This is a genomic window from Pseudoalteromonas sp. MEBiC 03607 (assembly GCF_004792295.1).
GTDB classification, from domain to species: Bacteria; Pseudomonadota; Gammaproteobacteria; order Enterobacterales; family Alteromonadaceae; genus Pseudoalteromonas; species Pseudoalteromonas lipolytica_C.
In genome coordinates this window covers 2,084,801-2,099,360 of record NZ_SRRY01000001.1, presented here as the reverse complement: position 1 = coordinate 2,099,360, position 14,560 = coordinate 2,084,801, and the positions used below count along the sequence as shown (strand labels likewise).

Annotated in this window: 13 protein-coding genes; 7 read left to right on the top strand and 6 right to left on the bottom strand. The window is 38.3% G+C overall.

Annotation, left to right across the window (positions count from 1 at the left end; genetic code table 11):
- The first annotated feature begins 163 nt into the window (after window positions 1-163).
- Window positions 164-1,354 carry a Bcr/CflA family efflux MFS transporter gene (locus tag E5N72_RS09680; protein WP_135924250.1) on the top strand — a complete coding sequence of 397 codons (1,191 nt, stop codon included), beginning with the start codon at window positions 164-166 and terminating at the stop codon, window positions 1,352-1,354.
- A gap of 67 nt (window positions 1,355-1,421) precedes the next feature.
- Here the strand turns inward: E5N72_RS09680 and grpE are convergent, their stop codons facing one another.
- Together grpE and E5N72_RS09670 are read right to left on the bottom strand one after the other, a co-directional pair.
- A complete protein-coding gene (grpE, locus tag E5N72_RS09675) occupies window positions 1,422-2,030 on the bottom strand; it encodes a nucleotide exchange factor GrpE (RefSeq protein ID WP_135924249.1) in 609 nt (202 codons plus the stop codon).
- A 58-nt stretch (window positions 2,031-2,088) separates the two neighbouring features.
- Window positions 2,089-3,033 (bottom strand): HrcA family transcriptional regulator, encoded by a 945-nt coding sequence (locus E5N72_RS09670; protein ID WP_135924248.1) that lies wholly within the window; start codon window positions 3,031-3,033, stop codon window positions 2,089-2,091.
- A gap of 120 nt (window positions 3,034-3,153) precedes the next feature.
- Here E5N72_RS09670 and nadK point away from each other — a divergent pair, with 120 nt between their 5' ends.
- From nadK to E5N72_RS09650, 4 genes are all read left to right on the top strand, one after another.
- A complete protein-coding gene (gene nadK, locus E5N72_RS09665; protein WP_135924247.1) occupies window positions 3,154-4,038 on the top strand; it encodes an NAD(+) kinase in 885 nt (294 codons plus the stop codon).
- Between the two features lie 95 nt (window positions 4,039-4,133).
- Window positions 4,134-4,697, top strand: coding sequence for a hypothetical protein (locus E5N72_RS09660; protein WP_135924246.1), 564 nt, complete (start codon window positions 4,134-4,136; stop codon window positions 4,695-4,697).
- A 67-nt stretch (window positions 4,698-4,764) separates the two neighbouring features.
- Window positions 4,765-6,438: a DNA repair protein RecN gene (gene recN, locus E5N72_RS09655; RefSeq protein ID WP_135924245.1), complete on the top strand. Its 1,674-nt coding sequence runs from the start codon at window positions 4,765-4,767 to the stop codon at window positions 6,436-6,438.
- 53 nt (window positions 6,439-6,491) lie between these two features.
- Entirely contained in the window at window positions 6,492-6,890 is a 399-nt protein-coding gene (locus E5N72_RS09650) for a hypothetical protein (protein ID WP_135924244.1), read from the top strand.
- A 65-nt stretch (window positions 6,891-6,955) separates the two neighbouring features.
- On the opposite strand, the gene E5N72_RS09645 is transcribed toward E5N72_RS09650, so the two are convergent.
- Both E5N72_RS09645 and E5N72_RS09640 read right to left on the bottom strand, forming a co-directional pair.
- Complete coding sequence (locus E5N72_RS09645; protein ID WP_135924243.1) at window positions 6,956-8,551, bottom strand: hypothetical protein; 1,596 nt, start codon at window positions 8,549-8,551, stop codon at window positions 6,956-6,958.
- Window positions 8,552-8,899: 348 nt separating this feature from the next.
- The gene (locus E5N72_RS09640) at window positions 8,900-10,495 is read right to left on the bottom strand and encodes a hypothetical protein (protein WP_135924242.1); all 1,596 of its coding nucleotides are present in this window, start codon (window positions 10,493-10,495) and stop codon (window positions 8,900-8,902) included.
- Between the two features lie 313 nt (window positions 10,496-10,808).
- On the opposite strand from E5N72_RS09640, the gene E5N72_RS09635 reads away from it, so the two are divergent.
- Window positions 10,809-12,851, top strand: coding sequence for an ATP-binding protein (locus tag E5N72_RS09635; RefSeq protein WP_135924241.1), 2,043 nt, complete (start codon window positions 10,809-10,811; stop codon window positions 12,849-12,851).
- A gap of 72 nt (window positions 12,852-12,923) precedes the next feature.
- On the top strand, window positions 12,924-13,391 hold the full coding sequence (locus E5N72_RS09630) for a hypothetical protein (protein WP_135924240.1): 468 nt from the start codon (window positions 12,924-12,926) through the stop codon (window positions 13,389-13,391).
- A 17-nt stretch (window positions 13,392-13,408) separates the two neighbouring features.
- On the opposite strand, the gene E5N72_RS09625 is transcribed toward E5N72_RS09630, so the two are convergent.
- Together E5N72_RS09625 and E5N72_RS20720 are read right to left on the bottom strand one after the other, a co-directional pair.
- Window positions 13,409-14,095 carry a response regulator gene (locus E5N72_RS09625; protein WP_135924239.1) on the bottom strand — a complete coding sequence of 229 codons (687 nt, stop codon included), beginning with the start codon at window positions 14,093-14,095 and terminating at the stop codon, window positions 13,409-13,411.
- A 2-nt stretch (window positions 14,096-14,097) separates the two neighbouring features.
- On the bottom strand, window positions 14,098-14,433 hold the full coding sequence (locus tag E5N72_RS20720) for a hypothetical protein (RefSeq protein ID WP_240704511.1): 336 nt from the start codon (window positions 14,431-14,433) through the stop codon (window positions 14,098-14,100).
- Between the last annotated feature and the right edge of the window lie 127 nt (window positions 14,434-14,560).

The following is a 14,560-nucleotide window of genomic DNA, read 5'->3' as shown; positions in this document are numbered from 1 at the left end:
TCGCTAATATAGCAAAGCATTGCTTAATTTTATATGAAAATGAACGACCTCATTATCAGTTGTTATTTTTTCGTTAATTCTTTTACTTAGCAGGCAAACTAAGTTCACCACAGGGGTTCACACTGCTACAATAGTGACCTAACTTTCGATTAATGAGTAACCAATGCCTTCCCCAGAGATTTTAAATAAACGCATTTTATTACCGTTACTGGCAAGTATTGTTGCAATTACCCCTCTTGCCATAGATTTATACCTACCTGCAATGCTGGTAATTGCAAACGACTTGCAAACGACGATGCCAAATGTGCAAATTTCACTAAGCATTTATCTTGCAGGTTACGCCCTTGGCATGTTGTTTTTTGGTCCAATTGCCGATGAGCTTGGCAGACGACTACTTGCTAAAGTAGGCTTAAGTTTATTTGGTATTAGCTCATTGGCTCTGGCATTTTGCCAAAATATTGAATTGTTTTGGTCTTTACGAGCCATTCAAGCTTTTACCGGTGCTGCTGCGACGGTTGTAGTGCCCGGGATCATTCGCCATATTTACCGCGAAAATACCGCTAAAGGTATGTCGTATGTGTCTATGATTATGATGGTGGCTCCACTGATAGCCCCTACCCTTGGCTCACTCATTATGGGCATCTCAACCTGGCAGGTTATTTTTATCGTTCTAGCAGGCTATAGCTTTACAATTTTAGCCTTAGTCCAAATACATTTGATCGATATTCCTATATTTAAAAGTAAACAGCGCGGTTTAGCATTGTTTTTCAATAGTTATAAAACCGTATTTTCACGTCGCAGCGCCCTTGCTGATATTGCCAGCTCGATGTTTGCCTCGTTTGCATTCTTCTGTTTTTTAACATCGGTACCTTATGTATATCTCGATTTTTTTAAAGTAGATGAGCAATTGTTCGGTGTGTTATTCGCTTTTAATGTATTAGCGCTGATGTTTGGTAACTTTATGAATACGCGCTTGGTGCCACGTTTGGGCTCTCGTAAACTTTTGTTTATTGGCCTTGCTATTGGTTTTGTTTCTGGCGCTGCCTTACTGTTGTTCAGTGTGATGCATTTATCGCTGTATTTTATCGTAGCCGCTATCGCCCCGCTGATGATGAGTTTAGGTATTGTAGCGAGTAATGCAGACTCATTGATTCTCATGCAATTTGAAGAAAAGTCAGGTACTGCAACAGCTGTTATTGGTACACTGAGATTCGGTAGTGGTGCTTTAGTTGGACCTATCCTTGCTTTTGTTCATCCACAAAGTGCTATTCCATTTTCTGCGATGATGTTCAGCGCACTGATACTGATATTACTTGTACAGCTTTGGCATCGAAAACGATACCAATCGAGTTAAATACTTAAACATAATTGGTAAAAAAAATGCCTGTTATTAACAGGCATTTTTTCTATCTCTTTAAAGCTTATTCAGCTTCTTTAGATACCATAACCATTGCAGGGCGTAATAAACGGCCATTTAATGTGTAACCTTTCTGCATTACTGCAAGAACAGTATTAGGCGCTACATCATTGCTTGGCTGAATTGACATTGCTTGATGGAATTCAGGGTTAAATTGTTCACCCTGTGGGTTAACAATTTCAACACCGAATTTTGATACCGCATCATTAAAACTCTTAACGGTCATTTCGATACCTTCAAGCACAGGTTTAAGCTGTTCATTTTCTTTATCAGAAAACTCAATTGCACGCTCTAGGTTATCGATAACAGGTAGTAATTCGTTAGCAAATTTTTCAAGTGCAAACTTATGTGCTTTTTCTACATCTTGAGCGGCACGACGACGCATGTTCTCAACATCTGCTGCAGCACGAACAACACTGTCTTTTTGATCGTTTATAGTTTGCTTAGCAGCTTCTAACTCGCTGTGCAGTAGCGCGATTTCTGCTTCAGGGCTCATTTCTTCGCCTTCAACTTGCTCTGCTGCTTCAACGGCTGCATCAACATCCGCTTGCATTTGTTCAAATTCTTCGTTTAGTTCAACTTCTTGCTCTGGTGATTTTGTCTGCTCAGACATAGCTTACATGCTCCAATTCTTTACAACTGCGGTAATTATGGGGATTGAATAAAAAGATTCAAGAGGCTGATGAGCCGATTAACTCAAATTCTTGGATGATTGCTTCTATTTGTGCTGATTTTGGACAAATAACACAAAATCGACTCTGATATTCTTGGTTATTAAAGTATGGAACGCTGATAACCATTAGCTCATCACAATCAGTAAATGGTAGTTGTTCTGTATTAAGAACCGATAAACCATTTTTAAATGCCAACTTATCTTCAACGAAATTTAAAAATGATACTCCAATATTAAGACTGGTTTGGCAATCAACTTGGCGATAAAGATAATTTTCGCCCACCACAATGCTATTATCAGAGCCCAGTTTTTGACTTAACTGTCTTGTCCATTGTGTGAGTGAATCATGACAATTATGCGGTGCAGTATTGGCCATCGCCTGCATGCGATACAATCCTTCCATCAGGGTTTGTTGACTGAACACCGTGTTTAGCCAAGTCGCAAATTGATAACGCACAGCATCACTTGAATCTTCAGGTTTAGTGATACAAATATTGTGGCTTTGCCCTGCTCTATCAAGCAACAAAATAAGCCAGTTGCTAGCATCAAAATCAAGTACTTCAACACGGAAAACCAGTTGTGAACTTACCTGTGGCAAGCCAACACAACAACAGACCTTGTAACGCTGACTCAAGCCATGAGCTAATTCAACAAGCTGGGCTTGCTGTGGTTGCCAATAAGTTGCAATTTGCGGTAACTCAAAAAACTCTGACAGCCAATATTCAAACCCTTCATTGGTGGGTACACGGCCAGCAGATGTATGAGGTGAATATAATAAGCCCTCTTTTTCGAGACGTGCCATCGCATTACGCACCGTAGCTGAGCACACAGCCATGCCTTTTTGTTTAGCAATTCGTGATGAAGCAACAGGCAACCCTTCACCATTACAATAAAGGCTCATTACTGCTGAAAATATTTGTTGGTCACGCGGATTTAATTTCATAATTAATACATCTTGCTCCTTGGCCTTAGATATTTGGGCGCTGCAAGTTTATTTCAAGTTATTTTCAAAGCATTAATTTTTAATGTAATCTATTGCTATGAAAGTTTAAGTGCAATTAACATGGATTCACCGTTCAAGACCATAGGTTTGATTGGCAAACCTAATCACAGCGCCGCAGCCACGACCCTGCAACGCCTTCATACTTTTTTACTTGCCTTAGGCTTTGAAGTGCTCGTCGAGCAACGAACTGGACGCCAACTTGACAACGTACCAGCAGAAAACTTAGTTAAGTTAGTTGATTTAGGTGAGCGGGCAGATTTAGCCATTGTTGTTGGCGGCGATGGAAACATGCTTGGTGCTGCTCGCGTTCTTGCGCGCTTTGATGTTGCAGTTATTGGTGTAAACAGAGGTAACTTAGGCTTTTTAACTGATTTAAACCCAGAAGGTTTTGAAGCAAGTCTTGAACACGTCCTGAGCGGACAATTTATCGAAGAAAAACGCTTTTTATTAGAAGTTGAAGTCTATCGTCATGCCGAACTTAAGAGTGCGAATTTGGCGGTTAATGAAGCTGTTCTCCATGCCGATAAAGTTGCCCATATGATTGAGTTTGAAGCCTTTATTAACAACGATTTTGTGTTCTCACAGCGCTCAGACGGCTTAATTGTCTCAACACCAACAGGCTCAACTGCTTATTCATTATCGGGTGGCGGGCCTATTCTAACACCTGAGCTGAACGCAATTTCATTAGTACCAATGTTCCCACATACTTTATCAAGTCGTCCCCTAGTGGTTGATGCCGATAACGAAGTGCGCTTAAAGCTCAGCCTCGAAAATACCGACAGTCTGCAAGTAAGCTGCGACAGTCATGTGGTTTTGGCGGTATTGCCCGGAGATGAAGTGGTTATCAAAAAAGCCGATAAACACTTGCGCTTAATTCACCCTAAAGACTATTCCTACTATGATGTTTTGAGAAAAAAACTTAATTGGGGAAGTCGGCTATTTTAAATAGCAATTTTTATCTTAAATAATTGCCAAGGCAGATTGATTAGCGCAAAATAATCATACTTAATGCTGTAATTTTTTAAGGATACTTCACCGAAATGAGCTATATCGTTTTTCTTGCTCTGTTATTACTTATCACCTTGCTAGGGTGTTACTGGATGGTTGAAAGCAACCGTCGTAAAGCGATTGAGGCTGAAAAGAAACGTTTTAACCAACGTGTAAAAGAAATTAATAATGACTTTAAAAGCAAGTTGATTGACTTTAGCGAAGGCAAACTTATTCGTCCGAAAAATGTTTCGCGTTTAAGTCAAATTACGAGTAACTTTTTTGTTGTTCAAGCTCATAATGAAGAAAACCTTGCTCACCTTGAATACATCAGTGATTTATTGATAAATACCATCATCATGGAAGCGAGCAAAGCGCAGACACCAGAAGAATTAGATCAATTAGCTGACCGCCTTCAATATTTCATGGCTGAACTTCCTTACAATGGCATTGAGTACAACAAGTCATTTTATCAGGAATCTTTGCCGTCGCTAATTGAAGTCATCAAGTATCAGCCGCCGACAATGCCCTCAGATGAACAAGCAAAAGAGCTGAACTCATCGAATCCAAAAGACATAAACCAAGAAAATCAGAACGCAGAATTAAGCAAAGTTTAAAATTTAATTTGCAAAACCCAAAAACACTGTATAAATTAACAGTCAATTAGCTGGATGGATAAACAGTATGTTAATTGGGTTAGAAATTAAAAATTTTGCCATCGTCAGTAACTTGAGTACTGAGTGGCACAATGGCATGACCGCCATTACAGGTGAAACCGGCGCAGGTAAATCAATTGCCATCGACGCGCTATCATTGTGCCTTGGTGAACGAGCTGATGCAGCTGCGGTTCGCCCAGGCTCTGAACGCGCAGAGATCTGCGCTGAGTTTGATATTAGCCAACTTCCGCTCGCCCAACAGTTTTTAGAACAGCATTTACTTTCAAATAACGACGGCGAGTGTTTGCTGCGTCGAGTTATTTGTAAAAATGGCCGCAGCAAAAGCTATATTAATGGCAGCTCAGTAACCGCTGCGCAATTAAAAGAGTTAGGTCAGTATTTAATTTCAATTCATGGTCAACATGCCCATCAGCACTTGTTAAAGTCTGAGCATCAATTACATTTACTTGATGCTTATGCAGGCCACAACCAGCTATTAACTGATGTTAAAGAGCGCTACAAAGCTTACCAAGCATTACTTAAAGAGTTTAATCATTTAGAGCAGCAGCAACAGCAACAAGCAGCTCAAAAGCAGTTATTAGAGTATCAGGTGGCTGAACTTGATGAATTTGCTTTACAGCCGGGTGAATTTGAGGAGATTGAAGCTGAGCATCACAAACTAAGTCATAGCCAAACTATCTTAGAGTCATGCCAGCGTGAGCTACAACACTTATACGAAAGTGACGAGCTAAGTGCTTGTTCAATGTTGCAACACAGTGCGCAGCAATTTGCTGAGCTTGCTAGTTATGATGAAAGTTTATCGAGCATTGCAGCGCTACTTAGCGAGGCTGCTGTACAAGTTGAAGAAGCAAGCCGTGAAATTCGTAGTTATGTTGATGTAACTGACTTAGACCCCGCTCGCTTAGATGAAGTTGAAACACGGTTAACAGGTATTATGGACCTTGCCCGCAAGCACCATATAAAACCAGAAGAGTTAGTTGAGTTTCATCAATCTATCAGTGAAGAGTTAGCATCAATCAGCTATAACAGTGACCGTTTAGGTGCGCTTGAAAGTGAAATTGATGATGCGCTTGAGCAATACAAACAGGCAGCACAATTATTAAGTGAAAGCCGTCATAGTTACGCACAAACACTTAACCAATTAATTAGCGATAGCATGGCGAACTTATCGATGGAAAATGGCAAGTTTGCGATTGATATTCAGCAAGCCACCGATAAAGCACCAAGCTCAATGGGCTTTGATATGGTTTCGTTTTTAGTATCAACTAACCCAGGTCAACCAATGCAAGCACTTTCTAAGGTGGCCTCGGGTGGTGAACTATCACGTATTAGTTTAGCGATTCAGGTTATTATTGCTCAACGTGTTACAACGCCAACACTAATTTTCGATGAAGTCGATGTGGGTATTTCTGGCCCAACCGCTTCAGCCGTTGGAAAACTTTTACGCCAACTCGGTAAATCGACACAAGTTATTTGTGTAACTCACTTGCCGCAAGTAGCAAGCTCTGGGCATCAACAATTTTTTGTTGCAAAAGAAATTGCAGACGGCGAAACCTATACGCAAATGAATAAGCTTACAAAAGAAGGCCGTATTGATGAAATAGCCCGACTACTCGCTGGCGATAACATCAGTAAAATGGCAAGAGCCAATGCAAAAGAGCTCATAAACGCGCATGCCTAATTTGAATGCTTGGGTGTTTAGCTGCTAAAGATTTATTAGTTTAGAGTTTATGAATGAATATTAAAAATATGTTTATCACTGTGGTGCTTGGATTGGTTGCCTTAAGCTCTAACCATTCACAAGGTGCAACAGCTGCTCCGCCTTCTCAAAGCGCTCAGTTATTCGTTACGTTAATTGAATGTATATTATTTATACTCCCCACTACCGCATTTTTACTGATTGTTTGGAGTCGTTGGAAACATTTACGCTTTAAGCAGTTATTACAAACTGCATTAAATTCGTCATTGCTTTTGATGCTAATGAGCTTGGTAACGGTCAGTCTTTTAGCACAAAGTATTTCACCATGGATAATTGTGCTTGCAAGCTGCCATGTATTATTGGTGGGAGTTAATTATTTATTAGTTAAACAGCACACCAATAGAGTGAAAAACACCTTAACTGGTTGCTGGTGAATAATTTTATATTAAAAATCGCGAAGCACTTAAAGCTTCGCGATTTTTGCATAACCAGCAAATAGTTAGTCTATTTCACTGGCATAGTTAAACAGATTCATTAGTAGTCGGTCTGCCATACTGGTAACCGTAGGGCCTTGAGTGATGTTTTCTGCTTTATGTTGAAGTGTAAGCATACCGCTATCAGCCAAGATGATATCGCCTGTTGCAGGGTCTTTTACAATAGTTGGTAAGCCTTGTTGATTTACAGCTAAAATTTGTGCTCCAGCTGGCATCTGAGAAAAATAACCTCTTGCACTTCCAGCCTGATAAAACTCAGTTACCTCTCCAAATGGTCCTTCAAAAATTCTTTGTTGTTCTTGAGAACCTACACCATCAGGGTTTGGTTTACTTGGCCCATCCACATAACCATTGGCTGTTACCCTATAGCCCCATTTTGGATAAATCTTCTCTTCAGGGTAATCAGCATCACCTGCGATAATTGCGACATTACCCTTTTTTAGTGACCAATTATATGCTTCATTAAGTTCTGCATCAGTGAAATTACTCAATCTGAAGCTACCTATAAAAAAGATATCTGTATTGTAATTATCTAGTGCTTGTTCGGTAATTGAATTTGACGCTGCAAAGTCATGATTTATTGAAATTGGTTTATTAATTACACCATTTTCACCAAAATTTGCTGCGCTTGTTAGTTTTTCTAAAGACCACTCCATTAACCAACCATTAAGCGTATAACCAGCCCACGTAGCTTGTCTGGCTTGATCGATACTCGTGATAACGATTGACTCTGATTCTACGCTACAAATTGGCTCAGCATAACAAGCAACTGGTTTTAGTGTATTAACTGCTAAATCATTTATGCGCATTGGATAGGAGGCTACTTCACATGTTTTACCCGTGTCTATAGATGCCTTATATAACTTAGTTACGTTGTAATTACCTTGATCGTTAATCACTTCACGAGAAATAAGCAGCTCACCATTTTGATCAAGCGCAGCGCCTGTTACAGTAGTTAAACCATGTTCTGACTTTTTCGATAGTTCAAGTGTAGAGAGATCTAATGAGAAAATACTGGTTGCAGAAACTAAGTACACTTCCCCATTTTTAACAACCATATCACCGCGTAATATATCTGAGCTATTACCATAGCCAGTCATATTACCTACAAACTGGGTCTCGCCAGAATCAGGATAAATAATATAGAACTTACTCCCTTTAGAGCCATAAATAACATCACGGTCTGGATCATACGCTAAACGTGTCATTGGACTTGTTCGGGCAACTTCTGTGTGCGTATTTGTCTGCATATCAACGTAGGCTAATTTAGTGTATTTATACTTTTCGCCTTTAATCGGTAAGTCTTTCAATTCATCATCAGATAAATTCAATGAACTTGGGTCTAACTTATAAGTTAAAGCCCGTGGTGCTGACACATAATATAGACGATTACGAGTACTATCGAATGCCATTGCCGCTGAAGAAAACTTCGCTTTTGAGTGAATTGCTGCCGTTTTTGCTTGCTCATCAAGCGAAAACACAACACCTAAATGACCTCGGCCAGAGTTAATACCATACAGCTCACCAGTACACATGTTTGCATAGGCACCTGACGAGAGAGCGCTGCAAAGTGTCATTATCGAAAAAATAGACTTTTTCATTTTATATTCACCTGAAAAATAAAACCAAACCTTATTTACTACTAATTGAAAATAAGAAAGGTAATAAATGTTAATTTTTTATTTAAATACTACAAAGTAGAATATTTACTTTTAAATCATTACAACACAATAGGAAAACCCTTATTTTTAGAGAGAACAATAAAAACAGATGATTAAAAACTAAAAAAGAAAAACATTAATATTAAGTAAAAATACAAAATAGAGAAGGAGAGAAAAAATAAATTGAGGAGCTACAATATTAAACGTTTAAATAATTAATAAAATTAAGTTTTCATATAATTAACCATCGTAAAGTAGTTTACTTCACGATGGTTAAAATGTAGCGAATTAATCTATATCACTAGCGTAGTTAATTAAGTTTAAGAATAAGCGGTCTGCCATGCTAGACACACCTGTACCTGAGGTGTAATTTTCAACTTTGTCTTGAGAGTTAACAATACCGCTATCAGACAATAAAATATCACCAGTAGCTGAGTCTTTTACTATCGTTGGCAAGCCATCTTGATTAACTGCTAATACTTGCGTACCTGCAGGCATTTCAGAAAAATATCCTTTAGCACCACCCGCTTGATAGAAACTCGTTACACCACCAAATGGACCAGCGAAAATAGCTTGTTGAGCTTGAGTATTAACACCATCAGGGTTTTGAGTATTTGGCCCATCTACATAACCATTACGAGTAACTGTATAACCCCATTTGGCATAGACTTTTTCATTCGGCATATCAGAATCAGCCGCAATAATAGTTACATTGCCAGATTTTTTTGACCAATTGTAAAGCTCTGCAAGTTCAGCATCTGTAAAATCGGTATCATGAAAACTTCCCATAAAAAAGATATCTGTATTGTAATCATCAATAGCAGCTTCTGTAATTGAGTTTGCAGCAGCAAAATCATGATTTATTGAAACTGTTTTATTAACAATACCGTCTTCACCAAAGTTTGCTGAACTAGTCAGTTTTGCTATTGGTTTATCAAATAAATAGGCATTTAAAGTATAGTTTTGCCAAGTTGCCTTTCTATTTTTATCAATACTGGTAATAACTAGTGGCTGAGCAGCAATACTACAAGTTGGCTGGCTATAACACGCGACTGGCTTAAGTGTGTTTAACGCTAAATCATTAATTCGCATTGGGTATGTACCCATTGCGCAGGTTTTGCCCGTTTCAATCGACGCTTTATACAACTTCGTAATGTTATAATTACCTTGATCGTTAATAACTTCTCGTGAAATTAATAACTCTCCATTTTGGTCTAGCGCAGCACCTGTTACTGTTGTTAAACCATGTTCAGACTTTTTCGATAATTCAAGTGTAGAAAGATCCAATGAAAAGATACTGGTTGCAGAAACCAAATACACTTCACCGTTTTTTACAACCATATCGCCGCGAAGAATATCTGAGCTATTGCCATAGCCAGTCATGTTACCTAGGAACTGCGTCTCACCTGACTCAGGAGAAATAACATAAAGTTTACTGCCTTTTGAGCCATAAATAACATCGCGATTTGGATCATACGCTAAACGAGTCATCGGATTAGATCGATTAAGAACGGTGTGTTCTTTTGTATCCATATCTACATAAGCAATACGAGTATATTTATACTTTTCACTTTGTATCGGCAGGTCAGCAAGTTCATGGCTCGCTAAATTAAATTCACTTACATCTAACTTATATGAAAGCGGTCGTGGAGCTGCTACGTAATAAAGTCGGTTTCTTGTGCTATCAAATGCTATCGCTGCAGATGAAAACGCAGCTTTTGAATGAACAGCTGCGCTTTGCGCTTGTTCATCTATTGAAAAAACGAAACCTAAATGACCTCGACCAGAGTTAATACCATATAACTCGCCCGTGCAGTTATTTGCCGAGGCATGTGATGCAAGTACCCCACATGCTACCAATATAGATAAAATAGATTTTTTCATTGTATTTTCGCCTGAAGAATTAATCAAAACTTTATTACTAGCAAAAATGATAAATAAATTATTTATTATTATGCCAATCGTGTATAAATTATACTCAGCTTGATTTTAGGCTTCAGATATCTGAAAACAATCAGAAATTTTTGATAATGAGACAAAAAGGTGAAAAATAATAACATGTAAGGTTTAAACAGATTAATAGCAATCCTTTTTCACTAAACAATATGAAATAACGAAAAACGTTAACTAATAACTCCATAATTTCTACACATTTTCTCGTTAGTATGCGTACACATTAAGCCCATTCTAACCTCTAATGAAATACTCTTTACTTATCGCTATTTATTTTTTGTCATGCGCAAGTGTAGCAACCACACTGCCAAGTTCTCTATTAAATCAAGTCACTGACCTTGAAAACCAAGGAAAAATCAGTGAAGCCCTCACAATTCTTGAGCAATACAAAGATCATAATAGCACTTCATCAACCTATGATGTTGCCATGGCTCAAGCGCCACTTTTACGTAAAAAAGGTCATTACAACGAGGCGATTGAACTGTTACTGCCATTACAAAAAATTGCTAATTTGAGTAAAGAGGATCAATACCAGATCCAAAAAGAGTTGGGGATCAACTACCGCCGCCAAGTAAAAACAATTGAAGCAAAGAAGCACTACATGGCAGCCTTAGCGCTTGCAAACGAACTTGAAGACAAAAATCTACAAGCACAAAGCCATAGCAATTTAGGTTCGCTATACGACACACTTAATGATCTTGAACAATCAATGCACCATCAAGTAAAAGCACAGGGCTTGTTAGAAAACAGCGATAATTATGAACTGGTTGCCACTAACTTTTATAACTTAGCAAACCTTGCTCAAAGACTTGATGACCTTTCTCAATCTGAGTACTTCTATAAAAAAGCGCTTGAGTTTGATATTAAAACCAAAAACCAAATGAATATTGCAGACACCAGCTTACAACTTGCCAAGTTAGTGTATAAACGAGGTGACTTAGAGCAGGCGCTCCCCTTATTAAATAACGCCTATACCCGTTTAGCCGACGTCAACGCCTATGAGAATATGGCTACCGCGAAACATACGCTAATGCAATTGTATTTAAAAATAGACAACCAACATATGGCGCTCAGTAGTGCTGAATCAGGGTTAAATGCTGCGCTTAAGTCTGGCTCGACATTAAGCAAAATTTACTCTTACTTTAATTTAATCGAACTACATCTAGCACTAAAAAACCCTATATTGATTAACCTTTATTTAAGTAACACAAAAGAACTACTCGCTGATATTGATAACCGCTTATTGAATCAAAAACAGCACGGTTATACCGCGATTTATGCTGAACTTATCGGTGATTACAAACTAGCAGCTGAGCAGCTAAAACTTAAAAACACACTTGCCGAGTCGTTGTTTGAAGAGCATTTAAATCAAGCTGTTGAAAAGAACAAAAAACAATTAACCGCAATCGAGCAACAGCAGCGCATTGATGATGAGATACAAAAAAACAAACTCGCTACAGCTCAAATGAATAATCAGCGATTAGAAAAACAGATATGGCTGTTATCAGCCGGCATTGTTTTATTGTTCAGTACGCTTGCCTTAGTGCTGTATTACTTTAAGCATCGAAAAGCTCTATTTAAAGCAAAGCTATATCAATATAGCTTGATTGAAAAAGACAAAATGCTTGCAGATATATCCCATGAATTACGCACACCACTGAGTGTATTAAAACTGCATATCGAAGCGCTGGAACTCGATATTCAAGAAAACCGTGACCTAGCCTACAGCAAAATTAATGGCAAGATAGCACAGCTAAATAACTTGATATCCGATGTATATCAGTTATCTCAAGCTGAAAACAAAACTCTTACATTAAATCTTCAACAATATAATGCAGCACATATTTTTACTGAATATGAGCAAGACATGCGCCGCTATGTTTGCAGCCATCAACTCACATTTTTAGCTGACATTGTTATTGCTGAAGGAGTTGAAATCACGGTAGATAAGCAAAAGCTTGACCAAATTCTCAACAATATTTTTACTAATGCCTGCCTATACACAGACAGCCCTGGCCATGTTCGCCTTAAAGTAAGAGCAAACAACCAAGAGTTGTTTATTCAAGTTGATGATACCTCTCCTGGGGTAGGAAAAGCGCATATAGGCAAACTATTCGACCGTTTATATCGTGTTGAAGAGTCTCGTAGCCGTGCATTAGGAGGTTCTGGTTTAGGGCTTTCGATCTGCCAAAGTTTTGTAGAGCTAATGTCTGGTAATATTAGCGCATTACCGGGTAAGTCAGGTGGTTTATGTATCAGGATTTTACTGCCTATAAGTAATAAATAAGCGCTTTCTTCTCCATTTTTTCACCACATTTTATTGCTTAAATAGCACTATAAACTACTGTGGAATGGAACCATGTCAGAGTCATTAAAGCATGCTCAATGGGCTAAGTCAGTTGAGCGTAAACATCGTCAAAACAAAGTTAAAAAAACCAAAAAGTCTCATCTTCCTTTCAGTGCTGCTATCGCTAGCTTGCTATTAAGTGCTGGGCTTTATTATGTAAGCTATGAAAAGCCAGTAGCGTCCCCTCCACTGTCTGAATCTGCAAAACAGCGTATATCACAGTTTTTTGCAAAACAGTTTTTATTAGGTCATTGGCGTTTAAACAAGATTAAATATTCAACTAATGCAATTCAAGTGTATGTACAAACGCCAACTCCAATTGCTCTCGAAGGTGAGGCGCTAAGCCAATATTTACATTACGCATTATGTCCACTTCCCAGTAAACAAATTTGGCAGGATATTCAATCCAGAGAGTTATCAGTGTACGTATTTAGCCATTCTGTTAGAAAAAGTGAACGTACCGTTTGCAATAAGGTGTGAAAGCGATGAACGCCAAATCAATTGATTTGACGTTCATCATAACGATAGCCTGCGCCGTAAACAGAAGCGACTATCTTAGGAGAGAACTTTAAATTCTTAAGTTTTTTGCGGATGTTTTTGATATGGCTATCAATAACACGATCGGTAATGTCAAAGTTATTTGGTTGAATATGATCAAGTATCTGCTGCCTTGAGAAAACACGTTTTGGTGCTTTATATAAAAGCTTAAACACGTCAAATTCGACCTTAGTTAAACCGAGTGATACACCTTGAATTTCAACTTCTAAGGCATCTTCGTTTAGACAAATAGTAGCAGGCATCTCAGTTGGCTGCTGGGATATTGGTGTACATCGTCTTAAAATAGCCTTAACACGCATGACAAGCTCTGCGCCACTAAAAGGTTTACACACATAATCATCAGCACCATGCTCTAACCCTTTTAACCTATCAGCCTCTTCAACTTTAGCGGTTACCATAATAATGGGTACCATAGAAAAAGCGCGGATCTGCTTCATGCACTCCACGCCATCTAAATTAGGTAACATAACATCTAGAATTATTGCATCTGGATTATTCTCTTTGACCCACGACACTACGGCGCTGCCATCAGTAATGTGGTGAGTAGTAAAGCCAGATGCATTGAAGAACAACAGCACTTGTTCTGCAATATCTAAGTCGTCTTCAACGACTAATATCTGCGACATTTTTATTTCCGTTTCATATTTTTTATTATTTTTAATTGCTTCCTAACCATCGCTTTAAACGCGTCTGATAAGGTTTCGTCTAATAAAACCATAGTCAGAATATCGTGCAGATCTTCACTTTTCATAACCTCATTAAGTAAATCATTTTCAGATTTTGAACTTGGTTGAAAACAGTTTAGTTGCTCATGATTAATGTGTTCGCAAAACATTTTCTTTTTTTCCATGTTGTTAGCATCAAATGTCCATACTGGATCCAAACTTCTTTGGAACATTAAAGCGTAACAATGTGGAGCAAATATGGAGCTAGCACTAAACTGCGAAGATAAATTAGAATCCAACCATTTTTACTGAGTAATTATACGTTGCTGGCTCTGATTTTTCATTTTCTTTATCGGGGATTACTCTCAACAAATCAAATGTTAGTTGAGGTGATGATTTTGCTTTGATTAAGCATAAAAAAAGCAA